The organism is Bordetella genomosp. 9 (assembly GCF_002261425.1).
Taxonomy (GTDB): Bacteria; Pseudomonadota; Gammaproteobacteria; order Burkholderiales; family Burkholderiaceae_B; genus Bordetella_C.
In genome coordinates this window covers 3520132-3537969 of sequence record NZ_NEVJ01000003.1, presented here as the reverse complement: position 1 = coordinate 3537969, position 17838 = coordinate 3520132, and the positions used below count along the sequence as shown (strand labels likewise).

At 68.3% G+C, this 17838-nt stretch carries 13 protein-coding genes; all 13 read left to right on the top strand.

From position 1 onward, the window contains the following. The first annotated feature begins 2 nt into the window (after nucleotides 1-2). Nucleotides 3-1181: an ABC transporter substrate-binding protein gene (locus CAL26_RS27185; protein WP_094849683.1), complete on the top strand. Its 1179-nt coding sequence runs from the start codon at nucleotides 3-5 to the stop codon at nucleotides 1179-1181. Nucleotides 1182-1251: 70 nt separating this feature from the next. Further along, nucleotides 1252-2121, top strand: coding sequence for a branched-chain amino acid ABC transporter permease (locus tag CAL26_RS27180; RefSeq protein WP_094849682.1), 870 nt, complete (start codon nucleotides 1252-1254; stop codon nucleotides 2119-2121). Nucleotides 2122-2128: 7 nt separating this feature from the next. Beyond that, complete coding sequence (locus CAL26_RS27175) at nucleotides 2129-3127, top strand: branched-chain amino acid ABC transporter permease (RefSeq protein ID WP_094849681.1); 999 nt, start codon at nucleotides 2129-2131, stop codon at nucleotides 3125-3127. Continuing rightward, the gene (locus CAL26_RS27170; RefSeq protein WP_094849680.1) at nucleotides 3124-3906 is read left to right on the top strand and encodes an ABC transporter ATP-binding protein; all 783 of its coding nucleotides are present in this window, start codon (nucleotides 3124-3126) and stop codon (nucleotides 3904-3906) included. The genes CAL26_RS27175 and CAL26_RS27170 overlap by 4 nt, the downstream gene beginning before the upstream one ends. Next, on the top strand, nucleotides 3884-4594 hold the full coding sequence (locus CAL26_RS27165) for an ABC transporter ATP-binding protein (RefSeq protein ID WP_094849679.1): 711 nt from the start codon (nucleotides 3884-3886) through the stop codon (nucleotides 4592-4594). Before CAL26_RS27170 ends, CAL26_RS27165 begins: the two co-directional genes overlap by 23 nt. 110 nt (nucleotides 4595-4704) lie before the next feature. Continuing rightward, nucleotides 4705-5604: a polysaccharide deacetylase family protein gene (locus CAL26_RS27160; RefSeq protein ID WP_094849678.1), complete on the top strand. Its 900-nt coding sequence runs from the start codon at nucleotides 4705-4707 to the stop codon at nucleotides 5602-5604. Between the two features lie 328 nt (nucleotides 5605-5932). Beyond that, nucleotides 5933-6391, top strand: a complete 459-nt coding sequence (gene bcsD, locus CAL26_RS27155) for a cellulose biosynthesis protein BcsD (protein ID WP_094849677.1) — start codon at nucleotides 5933-5935, stop codon at nucleotides 6389-6391. A 12-nt stretch (nucleotides 6392-6403) separates the two neighbouring features. After that, nucleotides 6404-7048 carry a cellulose biosynthesis protein BcsP gene (bcsP, locus tag CAL26_RS27150; protein WP_094849676.1) on the top strand — a complete coding sequence of 215 codons (645 nt, stop codon included), beginning with the start codon at nucleotides 6404-6406 and terminating at the stop codon, nucleotides 7046-7048. Then, the gene (gene bcsQ, locus CAL26_RS27145; RefSeq protein ID WP_094849675.1) at nucleotides 7045-7824 is read left to right on the top strand and encodes a cellulose biosynthesis protein BcsQ; all 780 of its coding nucleotides are present in this window, start codon (nucleotides 7045-7047) and stop codon (nucleotides 7822-7824) included. The genes bcsP and bcsQ overlap by 4 nt, the downstream gene beginning before the upstream one ends. Then, nucleotides 7821-10058 carry a UDP-forming cellulose synthase catalytic subunit gene (gene bcsA / locus CAL26_RS27140; RefSeq protein ID WP_094849674.1) on the top strand — a complete coding sequence of 746 codons (2238 nt, stop codon included), beginning with the start codon at nucleotides 7821-7823 and terminating at the stop codon, nucleotides 10056-10058. Before bcsQ ends, bcsA begins: the two co-directional genes overlap by 4 nt. Beyond that, nucleotides 10055-12361, top strand: coding sequence for a cellulose biosynthesis cyclic di-GMP-binding regulatory protein BcsB (gene bcsB / locus CAL26_RS27135; RefSeq protein ID WP_094849673.1), 2307 nt, complete (start codon nucleotides 10055-10057; stop codon nucleotides 12359-12361). The genes bcsA and bcsB overlap by 4 nt, the downstream gene beginning before the upstream one ends. After that, nucleotides 12358-13656 carry a cellulose synthase complex periplasmic endoglucanase BcsZ gene (gene bcsZ, locus CAL26_RS27130; protein WP_179283499.1) on the top strand — a complete coding sequence of 433 codons (1299 nt, stop codon included), beginning with the start codon at nucleotides 12358-12360 and terminating at the stop codon, nucleotides 13654-13656. The genes bcsB and bcsZ overlap by 4 nt, the downstream gene beginning before the upstream one ends. After that, nucleotides 13632-17777: a cellulose biosynthesis protein BcsC gene (locus tag CAL26_RS27125; protein ID WP_094849671.1), complete on the top strand. Its 4146-nt coding sequence runs from the start codon at nucleotides 13632-13634 to the stop codon at nucleotides 17775-17777. Before bcsZ ends, CAL26_RS27125 begins: the two co-directional genes overlap by 25 nt. Nucleotides 17778-17838 lie beyond the last annotated feature (61 nt).

The following is a 17838-nucleotide window of genomic DNA, read 5'->3' as shown; positions in this document are numbered from 1 at the left end:
TCATGCACGCGAAGAAACTGCTTGGTAGCCTGATTTTGGCCGCACTGGGCACCGGCGCCGCGCTGTCCGCGCACGCACAGGAAGCACTGAAGATCGGCGGCATCGGGCCGCTGTCCGGCGGCGGCACCGCCTGGGGCCTGGCCGTCCAGCGCGGCGTGCAGATGGCCATCGACGAAGTCAACGCGCAGGGCGGACTCAAGGTCGGCGGCAAGACCTACAAGCCCGAACTGGTGATGTACGACGACAAGTACACCGCCACCGGCGGCCGCACCGCGGCCGAGCGCCTGGTCAACTACGACAAGGTCAAGTTCGTCATCGGTCCCATCGGCACGCCGTCCGCCATGTCGGTGGTGCCCATCACCAACCAGGCCAAGGTCATCGTGCTGTCCAACGGCTACGCGCCGGACATCCTGAAGCAGGGCGGCGCCAACGGCTACAACTTCCGCTCGATGAACAGCAACATCGAATTCGGCCCCGCGATGGTCAAGTGGCTGAAGGAGACGCATCCCCAGGTGAAGAAGGTCGCGCTGATCGTTCCCAACGACGCCACCGGCCAGGTCGTGCTGCCCACGCTGGGCCAGACCTACAAGGACAACGGCTACACCGTGTGGTCGGAAAGCTATGAGCGCGGTTCCAAGGAATTCACGCCGCTGCTCACGCGCATGATGGCGCAGGGCGTGGACATCCTGGACCTGAACCTGAACGCGCCCGGCGAAGCGGGCCTGCTGGTCAAGCAGGCGCGGCAGATCGGCTACAAGGGCCTGATCTGGCAGGTCGGCGGCCCCGGCATCGACGAGATCAACGACATCGCCGGCCCCAATGCCGAAGGCTTCATGTCCTACGACGTGTTCGACTTCCGCGAGCCCGGCGCGCAGAAGTTCATCGACGCCTACAAGAAGCGCTGGAGCGGCGTGATCAACGCGCAGACCCCCGGCTGGTACAACTCCGCGAAGATCCTCTTCAAGGCGCTGGAAAACGCCGGCACCGTCACCGACACGGACAAGGTCCGCACCGCGCTGGAGAACGTCAGCGGCTACGACGCCGGCATCTATGGCCCGGTGGTCTGGGGCGGCCAGAAGGCCTACGGCGTGAACCGCCAACTGCTGAACAAGTTCTGGATCACCCAGATCAAGGACGGCAAGCCGCAGACGATCACCTCCCTGACGCCCGTCAAGGAATAAGCCTTATCCGTCTGTCGCGGCGGCCCGTGCGTGGCCGTCGCGACGGACATTCCGCCTTCTAGGGGATTGCATGTTTTCCGCACCGGTCCTGACCCAGGTGCTGATCAACGGCCTGAGCCTCAGCGCGATCTACGTCCTGATCGCGCTGGGGTTCACGCTGTTGTTCGGCATCATGAAAGTGGTCAACTTCGCGCATGGCAGCCTGGCCATGCTGGGCGGCTATGCGCTGCATTATTACTTCGGCGAATTCAAGCTGCCTTACGTGGTGGCCATCCTGCTGGCCGGGCTGACCGTCGCCGCCGGCAGCATGATCCTGGAATGGCTGGTGTATCGCCGTTTCTACCAGAAGATGTTCCAGAGCATGATCGGACTGCTGGGCCTGGACATCGCCATCGTCTACAGCTGCGTGCTGATCTTCGACGTCTACGAACGTTCGATTCCCGCCGCGCTGGACAGCATGGTCCCCATCGGGGCGGTGTCGATCCCGGCCGACAAGCTGATGATCATCGGCATCGCGGTGGTGGTGCTGCTGGCGTTCTGGGGCTTCATGAGCCTGAGCCGCTATGGCCTGGCCGTGCGCGCCGCGTCCGAAGACATCGAGATCGCCGAGGCGCAGGGCGTCAATACGCGCCGCATCTACCAGCTGGCGTTTTTCCTGGCCGCGTTCATGACCGCCATCGCCGGCGCCATCTATGCGCAAACCTATGCGCTGTCGCCGTTCATGGGCGAGCGCCCGCTGATGGTGGCCTTCATCGTCGTCATCCTGGGCGGCATGGGCAGTATTCCCGGCGCGGCGCTGGGCGGCGTGCTGTTCGGTTTCGGCGAAAGCTTCCTGTCCACCTTCTACGGCTCGGCCACGTCCACCTTCGTATCCTTCGGCGTGGTGATCGCGCTGCTGGTGGTGCGCCCCTGGGGCCTGCTTGGAAAACCGGAACGCTGAGGCCGCCATGTCGAATACTTCCCTGAATGCTCCCATCGCGCGCCAGACCGAAGGCGCGCCTCGCGGCATGAAAGTGCTGGCGATGGGCGTGCTGGCCACCGTGGTGCTGGCCGTGCTGCCGCACGTGGCCGACAACGCCTTCATCCTGGCCATCGGCGCGCTGATCCTGCTGAACGTCATCGGCGCGCTCAGCCTGCACCTGATCATCCGCACGGGCCATATCTCGTTTTCGCATGCCGGGTTCATGGGCGTGGGCGCCTATGCCTGCGCGCTGTCGGTGCTGAAGCTGGGCGTGTCGCCCTTCGCCGGCCTGGCGATCGGCGCCGGCGCCTCGGCGCTGCTGGCCCTGCTGGTCGGTCCCATCGTGCTGCGCCTGACCGGCAAGTACTTCGTGCTGGTCACTTTCCTGCTGGGCGAAATCATCCGCCTGGTGCTGGTGGAATGGGAAAGCGTCACGGGCGGGTCCAACGGCCTGTCCAACCTGCCGGACCTGCATGCCGGCTGGAGCTCGCCGCTGGCGCAGTACTACATCGCCCTGGTCGCCGCCGTGCTGGTGGCGGCCCTGTGCATCCGCCTGCTGATGTCCGAGGTCGGACGCGCCATGGATGCGGCGCGCGAAGCCGAACGGGTCACCGAGTGCGCCGGCGTGCCGGTCATCCGGCTGAAGGTCGGCATCTTCGTGCTGGGCTGCGCGCTGGTCGGCCTGCAGGGCGGCCTGCTGGCCTTCTTCATGCACTACATCGACCCGACCTCCTTCGGCATGACCGAATCGCTGAACCTGGTCGTGATGAACGTGCTGGGCGGGATGTACAACGTGGTCGGCCCCATCGTCGGCGCGGTCTTCCTGGTGGCGCTTCCCGAACTGCTGCGCGGCTATGTCGAAGTTCAGCGCATCCTGTTCGGCGTGGCGCTGATCCTGGTAATGGCCTCGTTCTCGTCGGGACTGGTCGGGCTGGCCGCCATGCTGCGCGGCGCGCGGCGCGGCCGCAAGGAGGCGCGCGCATGAACAAGCTGCTCAATGTGGACGGCATCGGCATCAGCTTCGGCGGGCTGAAGGCCGTCGATGGCGTCACCTTCGAAGTCTACGAAGGCGAGATCCTGGGCGTCATCGGTCCCAACGGCGCCGGCAAAACCACGCTGGTCAACCTGATCAGCGGCGTCATCAAGCCGTCGCGCGGCACCGTGGTGTTCCGCGACGAAGCCGTCACCGGCATGGCGCCTTCGCGCCTGACCGAACGCGGCCTGGTGCGCACCTTCCAGTCGACCGCGGTCTATGCGCAGCGCAGCGTGCGCGAGAACATCGTGCGCGGCTCCTACCTGACGCGCTATCCCGGTTTCCTGGCCACCCTGTTCGATACGCCGCGCGCGAAGCGCAAGCGCGCCGAATCGGACGCCCAGGTCGAAGAACTGCTGCATCGCATGGGCCTGGCCGCGGTGGCCGACGACGCCGCCGGCAGCCTGCCCTACGGGATGCAGAAGATCCTGGGCATCGCCATCGCGCTGGCCGCGCGGCCCACGCTGCTGATGCTGGACGAACCGGTGGCGGGTCTCAGCGCCGAGGAAACCGACCAGGTGCGCGACGCCATCCTGCGTGTTCGCGAGTCGGGGGTCACGGTCATGGTCATCGACCACAACATGCGCTTCATCGCCGGCCTGTGCGACCGCCTGCTGGTGGTGGCCTCCGGCCAGGAACTGACGCGCGGCCGGCCGGATGAAGTCCTGCGCGACCGCCGTGTCGTCGAGGCTTACTTGGGAACTAGGAATGTCACTGCTGGAATTGCGTAACCTGGACGTGCGCTACGGCCGCGTGGCCGGCACGCGCGCATTGAACCTGAGCATAGGCGAGGCCGAAACCGTGGCGCTGATCGGCTCCAACGGCGCCGGCAAGAGCAGCACGCTGAAAGCCATCACCGGACTCGTCACCGGCTACGGCGGCGACATCCTGTGGCAAGGCAAAAGCATCAAGGGCATGGCCGCGTCGGAAGTGGTGAAGCTGGGCATCGGCTTCTCCCCGGAAGGCCGCCGGGTGTTCCCCTCGCTGACGGTGCAGGAGAACCTGAAGATGGGCGCCTTCGGCCGCGGCGGCGATCGCCTGGCGGAGCGCATGGAACAGATGTTCGGCTACTTTCCGCGCCTGAAGGAACGGGCCCGGCAGGCAGCGGGCAGCCTGTCCGGCGGCGAACAGCAGATGCTGGCCATCGGCCGCGCCCTGATGAGCGGCCCCAGGCTCTTCCTGCTGGACGAGCCTTCGCTGGGACTGGCGCCCATCATCGTCGAGCGCATCGGCGACATCCTGCTGGAAATCCAGCAGCGCGAAGGCCTGGCCTTCGTGCTGGCGGAGCAGAACGCCAACTGGGCGATGCGCGTGGCGCGGCGTACAGCCATCCTGCAGCTGGGGGAAAAGCTGTTCGACGACGCCTCCGCCGCCCTGCTGGAGGACCCCAAGGTACAGACCGCCTTCCTGGGGGTATAGCGGCGGAGCAGGGCCGGCGGGACCCTCCCGCGCGGCCGCCCGCCGTGGCCATCGCGCCATACCCCCGCCCCCATCAACCTGACGTCGACACACCCATTCGGATCGATCCCATGCTACTTCCCTACCACGACCGGTATCCGTACAGCGCCATCACCAAACGCCCCGACTACAGCTGGCCGGGCGGCAAGCGGCTGGCCGTCTACCTGGGCCTGAATATCGAGCACTTCGCCTTCGGCACCGGCAAGGGCCATCACCTGGGCACCGAGCTGCCGCAGCCCGACGCGCGCGGCTTCGCCTGGCGCGACTACGGCAACCGGGTGGGCGTCTGGCGCCTGCTGGAGCTGTTCGACGAGCTCGGCCTGCCGGCGTCGCACCTGATGAATACGGTGCTGTTCGAGTACGCCCCCGATGTGCTCGAGCCCATCCTCAAGCGCGGCGACGAACTCATCGGGCACGGCCGCACCAACGCCGAAGCACAGGGCCACCTGTGGCCCGCCGACGAAGCCCGCCTGCTGACCGAGGTGCGCGACGCCATCAAGAAGCACGCGGGGCAGGACGTGCGCGGCTGGATGGGCCCGTGGATGTCGCAAAGCGCGCAGACGCCCGAGCTGCTGGTGGATACCGGCTACAAGTTCGTGATGGACTGGCCGGCCGACGATCAGCCGGTGTGGATGAAGACCCGCTCCGGCCCGCTGATGTCGGTGCCGTATCCGCTGGAGATCAACGATTCACCCCAGATGCTGGTGCGCCGCCACACCGCGCAGGACTTCGAACAGATGATCATCGAGCAGTTCGAGGAGATGCTGGCCCAGTCGGAAAAGCAGCCGCTGGTATGCGGCATCGCCCTGCACACCATGATCGTCGGGCAGCCGTATCGCCTGCGCGCGCTGCGCCGGGCCTTGAAATACATCGTGGACCATCCCCAGCGCGACAAGGTTTGGTTCACGCGTCCGGGCGAAATCTACGACCACTGCGCAGGACTAAAGGACGGCGTCATGCTCCGGCCCTGAATCGTTTGATGTAGCGGGAGGGATGCCGCACCGGCTGCGCCGGTGCGGTTTTTTTTGAATTTACGTTGGCAAGACACCACAAAGTGTTTCGGCAAGATTATGTTATTTTGCGCACGAAATCAGCAACTTCTGTGATATTAGCTTCGCGGCAGCGCAACAACCCCCAAGAACGGCCGGAAATAAATCGACAAAGCCTAGAAGCTTGTGGAGTTACACGCGATCAAGCCTTGTTAAACAAAGACCCCTAATTCACAATCAGTCGCACATGCGCCCGCTAGGGTCTTTTGCTGGTCGCGCGCACGCAATGCAACTCGTTTGGGGATCTTGAATGCAAGGCGCCGAATTGGAGTATTTGCATGGCCGCCTTTGCACGCCGCAGTGGCGGGGATTTCTGCGCGCCCAGGCCGAGGAGTTCCGCGCGCACCTGTCGACCGCGGAGCTGCGCGGCCTCATGCACCGCATCGGCGGACGCTACGCCGCGCTGTATCCCCTGCCGCCGTGCGCCAGCATAGCCGAGCTGCGCGATGCCATGAATGCCGCATGGGCGCCGCTCGACTGGGGCCTGGTCGCACTGGCCGAACAGGACGACGCCGCGCTGCTGATCGAACACTTTTGCACGCCCCTGGCCGCCGGTTTCGGCGCGGGCGAACTGGAATGGACGCCCGCTTTCCTGGAAGGCGTCTACCAGGGATGGATGTCGGCCGCGGGGGCCGGTGACACGCTGCAGGTCCGGTTGCAACACGCCGACCCGGAAACGGGCAGCCTGCGTTTCGTTTTTTCCAAATGAGGGGCCCGGCGCATGCATTCCGATGACGACAACGATATCGCGCGGCTTTACGCGCAGTTCGGCGGGGATCCCGCGGGCTACCAGGAAATCGCCACGCTGGCGGCGGCCAGCCAGGCCCGGGCGCGCTGGCCCATGCTGGCGGCCTTCGACCCCCTGCAGCCCGTCGCGGCGCCCGCGGTCGGCGTGGATGACGGCGCCGTGATGGCGCAGGCCGCGCAACGGGCGGCCGACGCGCAGGGCGCCGCCGCCGAACCCGTCCGGCCGCAGCCGCAGTTCATCGCGCCCAGTCCGAAGCCATTCAACCGCGACGTGCCGCGCGCCTTCCTGGTTCCGCAGCCGCCTGAGCCGGCGCCCGCGAGCCACGTCGCCGACCCGGTCGTGCCGCCCGCCGCCGCATTCTCGGCCGCATCCGCTGCCGTGCCTTCGGCCGCGCCGTCCGCCCCCTCCTTCACCGCGACACCCGCGGCGATCGCCGCACCAGCCGGCGGCCCTGTCGCGGCGCCGGCCGCCGAGGCCGCCGCGAACGAGCAAATGGCCGCGCCGGCCGGACTTCCCGGCGCGTCCGGGGACCCCTTCCGCCGCCTGGTGGCGGACAGCCCGTCCGAGCCGGCCTCGGGGCGCCTGCCCGACCTGTTCAAACGGCTGCTTTCATCGTGAAAACCATCGCCGTGATATCCGCCAAGGGCGGCGTCGGCAAGACGACGATCAGCGCCAACATCGCTGCGGCGCTGGCCCGCATGGGGCGGCCGGTGGTGGCGGTCGACCTGGATCCGCAGAATGCCCTGCGCCTGCATGCCGACGCCGGCTCGAACGGCATGGACGGCCTGGCCCGCGCGACCTTGTCCGACCGGCGCTGGGACGATGCGCGCCTGCCCGGCAAGGACGGTGTCGACGTGGTCCCGCATGGCCAGTTGCCGGAAAGCGACCGCGAGCGCCTGGAGCGCCGCCTGCGCGACGAGCCGGGCCTGCTGGCCGCGCGCCTGCGCGCCATGCAATTGCCCGACGACGCCATCGTGCTGATCGATACGCCGCCCGGCCCGTCCGTCTACACGCGGCAGGCGATCGCGGCCGCGGATCTCGTCGTGGCCGTCACGCTGGCCGACGCGGCGTCGTATGCGACGCTGCCGGCGACCGCGTCGATGGTGGAAGCGTTCGGCGGCGCCAATGCGCGCGGCGACACCCCCTGCGTCTATGCGATCAACCAGGTGGACCGCTCGCGCCGCCTGACCCAGGACGTGGTCGAGGTCATGCGGCACCAGCTGGGCGCCCGGACCGTGGGCGTGATCCACGACGACGAGTCCGTGCGCGAAGCGCTGGCTTGCAACATGAAGGTGCTGGACTACGATCCGAACGGACGCGCGGCGCATGACCTTCAGCAATGCGCGCGCCACGTGCTGGCGCGCCTGGCCGATACGGGGAGCCCGACGCCATGAAGGGGCCGACGCAGTCGTTCCACTATCCGCCGGCCGGTCCGGCGCCCGGGGACCGGCTGCTGCAGCGCGGCCTCTGGACCAGCCTGCCGCTGCGCGTGGCGATCGGCATCGTGGCGGTGCTGCTCGTATGGCTCACGGTCATCATCCCGCTGACGCTGGAACAGCAGCTGGTGTTCTGCGTGGTGACCTTCCTGTTCGCGCTCTGCGTGCGCCGCATCCGCGGACAGCTCGCGGTGCTCACGTTGATCGTGCTGTCCTGCACGGCGTCGCTGCGCTACATGTACTGGCGCGTGACGGCGACGCTGGACTTCGACAACACCGTCGATACGCTGTTCGGCTGGGGCCTGGTGCTGGCGGAGTGCTACGCGCTCGCGGTCCTGCTGCTCGGCTATCTGCAGACGGCCTGGCCGCTGCGCCGCAAGCCCACGCCGCTGCCCGCCGACATCACGCTGTGGCCGTCGGTGGATATCTTCATCCCGACCTACAACGAGCCCTTGAACGTGGTCAGGCAGACGGTCTACACCGCGCTCACCATGGACTGGCCCGCCGACAAGCTGCGCGTCTATCTGCTGGACGACGGCCGCCGCGCCGAATTCCGCGACTTCTGCCAGGAGGTCGGCGCGGGCTACATCACCCGCGAGGACAACCGTCACGCCAAGGCCGGCAACCTGAACTGGGCGCTCAAGCAGACCCAGGGCGAATACGTCGCGATCTTCGACTGCGACCACGTGCCGACACGCTCCTTCCTGCAGCTTTGCATGGGCTGGTTCCTGAAGGACCGCAAGCTCGCCATGCTGCAGACGCCCCATTTCTTCTTCTCGGCCGACCCCTTCGAAAAGAATCTCAAGACCGGACGGGCCGTACCGAACGAAGGCGAGCTCTTCTACGGCCTGGTGCAGGACGGCAACGACCTGTGGAATGCCTCTTTCTTCTGCGGATCGTGCGCCATCCTGCGCCGCGCGCCATTGGAGGAAGTCGGCGGCGTGGCGGTGGAAACGGTCACCGAGGACGCCCACACCGCCTTGAAACTGAGCCGCGCCGGCTACAACACCGCGTTCCTGGGCATCCCGCAGGCGGCGGGGCTGGCGACGGAAAGCCTGGCCGCGCACATCGGCCAGCGCATACGCTGGGCGCGCGGCATGGCGCAGATATTCCGCGTGGACAACCCGCTGGTGGGCAAGGGGCTGAAGTTCGGCCAGCGGCTGTGCTACCTGAACGCGATGCTGCACTTCTTCTACGGGCTGCCGCGCATCGTGTTCCTGACGGCGCCGCTGGCCTATCTGTTCTTCGGCGCCCACGTCTTCCAGGCGTCGGCCCTGATGATCACGGTCTATGCGCTGCCCCACCTGCTGCATGCCAGCATCACCAACTCGCGCATCCAGGGGCGTTTCCGCCATTCCTTCTGGAACGAAGTCTACGAATCGGTGCTGGCGTGGTACATCATGCGGCCCGTCGTGCTGGCGCTGGTCAATCCCAAGCTGGGCAAGTTCAACGTCACGTCCAAGGGCGGCGTCATCGAGCAGTCGTATTTCGACTGGACCATGGCGCGGCCGTACATCGTGCTGCTGGCCCTCAACGTGGCGGGCATGATCGCGGGGCTGACCATGCTGGCCCTGGGCCATGGCGACGCCGACGTCACCACCACCATCTGCATCAACCTGGCCTGGACCGTCTACAACATCATCATCACCAGCGCCAGCGTGGCGGTGGCGGCCGAAAGCCGCCAACTGCGCAACGACCCGCGCGTGGCGGCGAAGCTGCCCGCCATGGTGAAACTGGCGAACGGCAAGACCGTCGTTTGCGAGACCAGCGATTTCTCGCAGACCGGGCTGGGCCTGTTGCTGCCGGACGGCGCCAACGTGCCGCTGCACGACAAAGTCCATATCTCGATTTTTCGCGGCGACGAAGAAGGCGTGTTTCCCGCTACCGTGGTGTTCAGCCGCGCGGAACGGGTCGGGCTGCGCTTCGACGGCCTGAGCGTCGCCCAGCAGGTGCAGCTGTCCCAATTGACCTTCGCGCGCGCCGATACCTGGGCGTCGGGCTGGGGCAACCGCAAGCCGGATGCCCCATTGGCGGCCTTGGCCGAGGTGACCCGGATAGGCATACACGGCTTCGCGCTGGTGTTGCGCCACACCTTCTACGAACCCTTCCGCCAGCGCCGCCCGGCGCCGGCGGCCACGCCCCCTGCCGCGGCTGCGGCGCAAAGTCCCAACGGCACTGCGAGAAATAGATGACCGTGTTCCACAATCGCGTCCACCGCATACGCCGCGGCGTATGCGGCACGCTCGCCGGCACGCTGTTGGCCAGCGCTTTCCACACCGCCTGGGCCGCGCCCGCCGGCGCGCCTGCCGCCGACCCTGCGGCGATGCAGTCCACGCCAGCCGCCGCGGCATCCGCGCCCCCGGCGCCGGACGGCTCGCGCACCTACTCGCTGTCGCTGAAGCAACTGGGCGCCCAGTATCCGCTGAACATCACCGGCGTGGATGGCAGCAACGGGGTACCGTTCAGCGTGCGCGCCGATGAGGTGGTCACCGGGGCGAAGCTGAAGCTGGACTATGCCTATTCGCCGGCGCTGCTGCCGGACCTGTCGCACATCAACGTGATGGTCAATGGCGAGGTCGCCTACAGCATTCCGGTGCCCAAGGAAGACGGCGGCAAGAACCTGCAGCGCACGGTCGATATCCCGGCCCGCCTTATCACCGACTTCAACCGGCTGAACCTGCAGCTGATCGGCCACTACACGATGCAGTGCGAGGATCCGCTGCACTCCAGCCTGTGGGCCAATATCGGCAACCAGAGCGTGCTGGAGCTGACGGTGGCGCCGCTGCGCATGCGCAACGACCTGTCGACCCTGCCGCTGCCGTTCTTCGACCGCCGCGACGTGCGCCGGCTGGTGCTGCCCATGGTGTTCGCCGCCAATCCCGACACGGCCACGCTGGAAGCCGCCGGCGCGCTGTCGTCGTGGTTCGGCGCGCTGGCCGACTATCGCGGCGCCCGCTTTCCCGCATCCATCGGCCAGCTGCCGAAGGAAGGCAACGCCATCGTGCTGGTGGCCGGCGGCACGGCCGTCCCCGGCGTGCAGGCGGGCGGCGCGGGGCAGGCGGCCGTCAATGGGCCGACCATCTCCATCGTCACCAATCCCAACGATCCCAACGGCAAGCTGCTGGTGATCCAGGGGCGCGACGGCGCCGACCTGAAGACCGCCGCGAATGCGCTGGCCCTGGGCAGCCAGACCCTGTCCGGCGCGACCGCCACGATCACGGGCCTGAAGCCCCTGGAGCCGCGCAAGCCCTACGACGCGCCGAACTGGCTGCCCAGCGACCGCCCGGTCAAGTTCGGCGAACTCGCCGAGGCCCGCGCGCTGAACGTCGCGGGCTATCGTCCCGACCTGATACGGGTGAACCTGCGCCTGCCGCCGGACCTGTTCGCCTGGCGCGACAAGCGCGTTCCGGTGGACTTGAAGTACCGCTATACGCCCAGGCCGACCAGCGACAAATCGGTGCTGAGCGTGAGCCTGAACGACCAGTTCGTGCAAGGCATCCCGCTGCCCGCCGCCAAGGCGCCGTCGCTGACGGACACCTTGATGTCCGACAGCACGCTGCCCGCCGAAAAGCGACTGGAGCTGCCGCTGTTCCTGCTGCCGCCGCGCTCGCAGCTGCAGCTGTACTACTCCTACGACGTGCTTAAGCAGGGCGATTGCAAGGACGCGCTGCTGGACAACGTGCGCGGCGCGATCGATCCGGATTCGACGATCGATATCTCGCAACTGCCGCATTTCATCGCCATGCCCGACCTGGCCGCCTTCGACAAGGCCGGCTTTCCGTTCACGCGGATGGCCGACCTGTCGCAGACCGCCGTGGTGCTGCCCGACCAGCCCGCGGTATCCGACTACAGCGCCTACCTGACGCTGTTGGGACGCCTGGGCGCATCGACGGGCTATCCCGCCACCGCCGTGACCGTCAGCCAGGCCGGCCAAGCGGCCAAGCTGGCGGACAAGGACCTGCTGGTGATCGCCTCCGGCGACAACCAGCCGCTGCTCAAGCAGTGGGCGCAATACATGCCGGCGTCGGTGGACGGCAAGGACAAGCGCTTCAGCCTGTCCGACCTGGTCTACAAGACCTCCGCCTGGCTGGGCACGCCCGAACGGCCGCGCGATGTCGTTTCCTTCAACAGCGATAGCGCCGACGCCATGCTGGCGGGCTTCGAGTCGCCGCTCACCGCGGGCCGCAGCGTGGTCGTCGTTTCGGGCAACAAGCCGCAGGGCCTGGCCGACGCGCTGGACGTGCTGCTGGACGACAGCAGCAGCGACCACGGCATCAGGGGCTCGCTGGCGATGGTGCGCGGCAAGCAGGTCGAAAGCCTGTTGGCGCAGGACAGCTATTACGTGGGCAAGCTGGGGCCGGTGGAATACGCGGAGTGGTTCTTCAGCCGCCACCTGCTGCTTTTCCTGGCCTGCTGCCTGCTGGGCGCGCTGCTGCTGGCGGCGGTCCTGTACTGGTCGCTGCATGCGCGCGCGCAGCGGCGCCTGAAGCAATGATGGACAGGGCACGGGCACGCCGACCGGCCTCCCGCGCGCCGGCCTGGCGCCGGACGCTGGCGGTGCTATCGGTATGGCTGCCCTGCGTCGCCGGCGCGGCGGGCGCCGGGTCCGCGGCCACGGCCGCCGCGACCACGGGCACGGGCGCGAGTCCGGCAAGCTGCGTGGCCGCGCCCTGGCCGCTATGGCAAGACTTCCAGGCCCGCTTCATCCAGCCGGATGGACGGGTGCTCGATGCCAGCACCCCGCAGCGCCACAGCTCGTCCGAAGGCCAGTCCTACGGCATGTTCTTCGCGCTGGTGGCGGGCGACCAGGCCACCTTCGACCGGCTGTGGACATGGACCGAAGCCAACCTGGCCGGCGGCGATATCGGCAAGCGCCTGCCGGCCTGGTTCTGGGGCCTGGCGCCGGATGGCGGCTGGCGGGTGCTGGACGCCAACTCCGCCGCCGATGCCGACCTCTGGATCGCCTATGACCTGCTGGAAGCCGCCAGGCTGTGGGGCCGCAAGGACTACGCGGACCGCGCGCATGCCCTGCTCGCGCGCATCGAGGCCGAAGAGACCGTCGAGCTGCCAGGGCTGGGCCGCATGCTGCTGCCAGGACCCAAGGGCTTCGCCCTGCCGGGCAACATCTGGCGCCTGAACGCCAGCTACCTGCCGCCGCCCGTATTGCGCAGGCTGGCCAATGCCGGCAATCGCGCGCTCTGGCAGGAGATCGCCCGCAATACCCCGGCGGTCTACGCCGGCGGACAGGACACGGGCTATGTGGCCGACTGGGTGGCCTACATGGCGCCCAGGACGTCCGCCAGCGGAGCTTCCACGCCCGGCCGCTTCGCCACCGATCCGGTCAAGGGCGATATCGGCAGCTACGACGCCATCCGCACCTACATGTGGGCGGGCCTGACGCCGGATGAAGACCCGCTGGCGATGCCGCTGCGCGCCGCCACCCAAGGCCTGGCCGCGGCGACCGCGACGCTGGGATATCCGCCGGAATCGGTACGCACGGCCACCGGCGTCACCGACGGCACCGGCCCCTTCGGCTTTTCCGCCGCGCTGCTGCCCTATCTGCAGGCCACCCGCCGCGACGATCTGCTGCAGAAACAGCGCGCCCGCGTGCAGACGCTGCTGGCGCAGGCCCGCGAAAAGGCGGATGCCACCGGCGTGCAGGCTCCCTACTACGACTACGTCCTGACGCTGTTCGGCCTGGGCTGGAGCGAAGGACGTTATCGCTTCCACCCCACCGGCACCGTCCAACCATCCTGGGAAACATCATGCCGCCGCGCCTCAGCTCCCTAGCCGCCGGTCTGCTCGCCGCGTCCCTGCCCCTGGCGGCCTGGGCGCAGGACAGCGCCATCGACGTACTGGTGAAACAAGGCCAGTACTGGCAGCAGCGCAACAACGCGGAGCGGTCCAACGAAGCCTGGCAGAAGCTGCTGCGCATCGATCCCAACCAGCCCGATGCGCTGTATGGCCTGGGCATCGACGCGGTCAAGGCCAACAAGCCGGCCGACGCGCGCAAGTATCTCGACCGCTTGCGCGCGCAGGATCCGAACAGCCTGCGTGTCGCCCGGTTGACCCAGGCCATCGAACTGGGCAGCGGCGAAGGCAAGCGGCGGCTGGAGCAGGCCCGCCTGGCCGTGCAATCCAATGACCTGAACGGCGCGCTGGACAACTACCGCGCCGCGTTCAAGAACGTGCCGCAGCCCACCGGCGATATCGCGCTGGAGTACTACAGCCGGCTGGGCTATACGGCGGCCGGTCGTGCCGAGGCCCTGCGCAACCTGCAGCGGCTGTCGCGCGAAGAGCCGAACAACAACGAGATCCGGCTGAACATCGCGCAGATCACGGCGCTGGACGAAAACACGCGCGCCGACGGCATACGCGCCCTCGAAAAGCTGTCGACGCTGCCCGACGTGGGCGGCGCGGCCACCGAAAGCTGGCGCGAGGCGCTGGGATTCCTGGGCAATCCGCCGCGCAAGGCCGACGCCCCCTTGTTCGAGTCCTACCTGAAGGCGCATCCGGAAGACGACGAAATCCGCCAGCAGTACGCCGATATCGGCAAGGCGCCCGCGGCATCGGCCGCCGCGCCGCTCGATCCGCTGCGCGTCCGCACGGACGCCAGCCTGCGCGCGCTGGAGCAGGGCAATCTGACGGCGGCGGAAACGGGCTTCAACGCGGTGCTCAAGTCCCGCGCCGATTACGCCGATGCGCTGGGCGGCCTGGGCGTTGTGCGGCTGCGCCAGCAACGCTATGACGATGCCAGGAACCTGCTGGATCGCGCGGTCCGCAACGGCGGCACGCGTTGGAAGAGCGCGCTGGACAGCGCCTCGTACTGGGCGCTGGTCACGCGCGCCAACACGGCGCGCCAGGCCGGCGATACCGCCACCGCCGACCGCCTGCTGCGCGAGGCCATGAGCCTGTCTCCGCGCGATCCCGCGGCCGCCAACCAGCTGGCCGCGATCGCCGCCGGCGAAGGCCGCCTGGACGACGCGGAGCGCCTGTATCGCAGCGCGATCGCCAGTTCGCCGAACGATGCGGATACGCTGCGCGGACTGGTGTCCGTGCTGGCGCGCAATGGCAAGGACGCCGAGGCGAAGCGCATCGTCGACGGCCTGACGCCCGTGCAACGCACCGCGGTCGGCGGCGCGGATATCCTGCGCGCGGCGCTGGACGATGGCCGCGCCCAGGCCGCGCTGGCGCGCGGCGACACGGCCGCGGCGCAGGCGGCCTGGCAGCAGGCCGTCAAGGAAGCGCCCGGCGATCCATGGATGCGGGTATCGCTGGCCCGGTTGTACATGAAGGCCGGCGACAAGGCCCGCGCATCGAGCCTGATGGACGACCTGGTCGCGGCGCGGCCCGGCGACAACGAAGCGCTTTACGCCAGCGCGCTGGTGTCCTCGCAAGCCAAAGACTATTCCGGCGCCTTGGCCACGTTGCGGCGCATCCCCGAATCGGCGCGTACCGCCGACATGACGCTGCTGGAGCGCCGTACCTGGGTGCAGTCGCAGGCGGCCCTGGCCACGCGCCTGGCCCAGAGCGGCCGGCGCAAGGAAGCGTCGAACCTGCTTGCGCAGGCGACGTCCTATGCCGGCCAGGATCCCGACATGCTGGGCGCGCTGGCCCTGGCCTATGTGGACGCCGGCGACCCGGCGACCGGCACGGCCATGCTGCGCGACGCGCTGGCGGCACGCAATCCGCCGCCGCCGTCGCTATCCCTGCAATACGCGTCGCTGTTGCTGAAGACCGGACGCGACGCCGAGCTCGTCGATGTCTTGCGGTCCCTGCAGCGCCAGCACCTGTCGCAGGCCGATCAAGACAGCTTCGACAATCTGCGCGTGCTGTACATCGTCCGCCAGGCCGAAGCCTTGCGCCAGCGCGACGACCTGGTCGCGGCGTACGACATCCTGGCGCCGGTTTTGCAGGAACGTCCCGACGATCCGCTGGTGGCCGGCACCCTGGCCCGCATGTACGCGTCCGCGCAGGAATACCCCAAGGCGCTGGACATCTACAAGCGGCTGCAGCGCACGGATCCCGACAACGTCGACGTGCAGCTCGGCGCGGCGCAGATGGCCAATCGCGTGAAGGACTACGACTTCGCCGACAAGTCGGCGCAGAAGGCGATTTCGCTGGCGCCCGACAATGCCGACGTACTGGCTTCGGCCGCGCGCATCTATCGCGAACAGGGCAAGACCGCGAAGGCGACCCAGTTGCTGAAGGCGGCGCTCGCCGCGCAACAATCCGGCGGCGCGGGCACGCAGGTGGCCGCGGCTTCGCCCACGGCTTCCAACCCCTTTGTCGGCCTGCCGGGCCAGCGCAGCCAGTCGACGCTGGGCATGGCGCCCCTGCCGCTGCCGCAGGCCCTGGCCAGCGCCAGTGGCGGCAATGGCGACAGCGGCGGCGCGTACATCCCCGCGCCCGCTTCGTCGCTGCGTCCGCCGCAGCCCTATCCCGCCGCGGCGGGATCGGTGCAGTATGCCTACGCGGGCGGCGCGGCGCCGGGCTATGCGGCGCCGCCGCCGGGCTACACCCCCGCGCCGGGCTACCCCGCGCCGCAAGGGTACGCGCCAGCGCCCGGCTATGGCGCGCCACCCGTCTATGCGGCCCAGGCCGGCTATCCGCCGCCGCCGGGCTACGCGCCCGCCAACGGCTATGCGCAGCCCGCACCGGCCACGTCCGCCGCGTCCGGACAGGACGCGGCGCCGCCTTCCATCCAGCAGGAGCTGGACCAGTTGATGCGGACCGGTACGCCCTACGCGCAGGTCGGCCTCCTGGGACGCAGCCGCAACGGCGAATCCGGCATGGGCAAGCTCAGCGATATCGAAGCGCCCGCGCAGGCCCGCCTGCCCGTCGGCGACGGCAACCTGTTCCTGAAGGTCACGCCGACCACCTTGCAGGCCGGATCGGTGGGCAATGGCTACGGCTCGGGCAGCCGCTTCGGCGGCGGCCCCGCCGCGGCGCTGGCGCAGCAGAACGGCACCGCCGGCTCGGCCGGTTCGCAAAGCGATCATGGCGTGGGCGTGTCCGTGGCCTATGAAACGGACGGACTGTCCGCCGACCTCGGCAGCACACCCATCGGCTTTCGCTACACCAACGTGATAGGGGGCGTGAAACTGAACCGTCCGCTGGACGACAGCGGCCTGTCCTACACGGCCGAGCTTTCGCGCCGCCCGGTGACGGACAGCCTGCTGTCCTTCGCCGGCGCGCGCGACGCGCGCACAGGGCAGTCCTGGGGCGCGGTGGCCGCCACCGGCGTGCGGCTGCAGCTGACGCAGGACTACGGCGACTACGGCGTGTACGGATACGGCTCCTTTCAATCGCTGGACGGCCGCAACGTCGAATCGAACACGCGCCTGGAAGGCGGCGTCGGCCTTTACAAGTATCTGCTGCGCGACACCGGCTACCAACTGTCCAGCGGCGTGAACGTGACGGCCATGTCGTATGACAAGAACCTCAGCTTCTTCACTTATGGACAGGGCGGCTACTTCAGCCCGCAGGAGTACTACGCGCTGAGCGTGCCGCTGAACTGGGCGCAGCGCCGCGGCAACTTCAGCTACCAGGTGCAAGGCTCCCTGGGCCTGCAGTACTTCCGCACCGACTCCTCGCCCTACTTCCCCAACAACGGCAGCCTGCAGAACGCCGCCAACACCGCCGCGGCCCAGGCCTACGCCCAGGGACTGACCGGTTCGCCGGACGCGCGCTACGATGGCCAGAGCAAGACCGGCGTGGGCTACAGCCTGTTGACCAGCGCGGAATACCAGGTGGGTCCGCAGCTGTTCCTGGGCGGCATGGCGTCCATCGACAACTCGCGCGACTACCGCCAGTGGGTGGGCGGCCTGTATGCGCGCTACACCTTCGACCCCATGCCAGGCGGCGTGAGCCTGCCCCCCACCGCCTTCAAATCGCCTTACGCGCAGTGAGCACCACGCGCCTCGCGCCAAACTCGATACTGCGTCCCCGATCGTTTACCGAAGAGAGAAA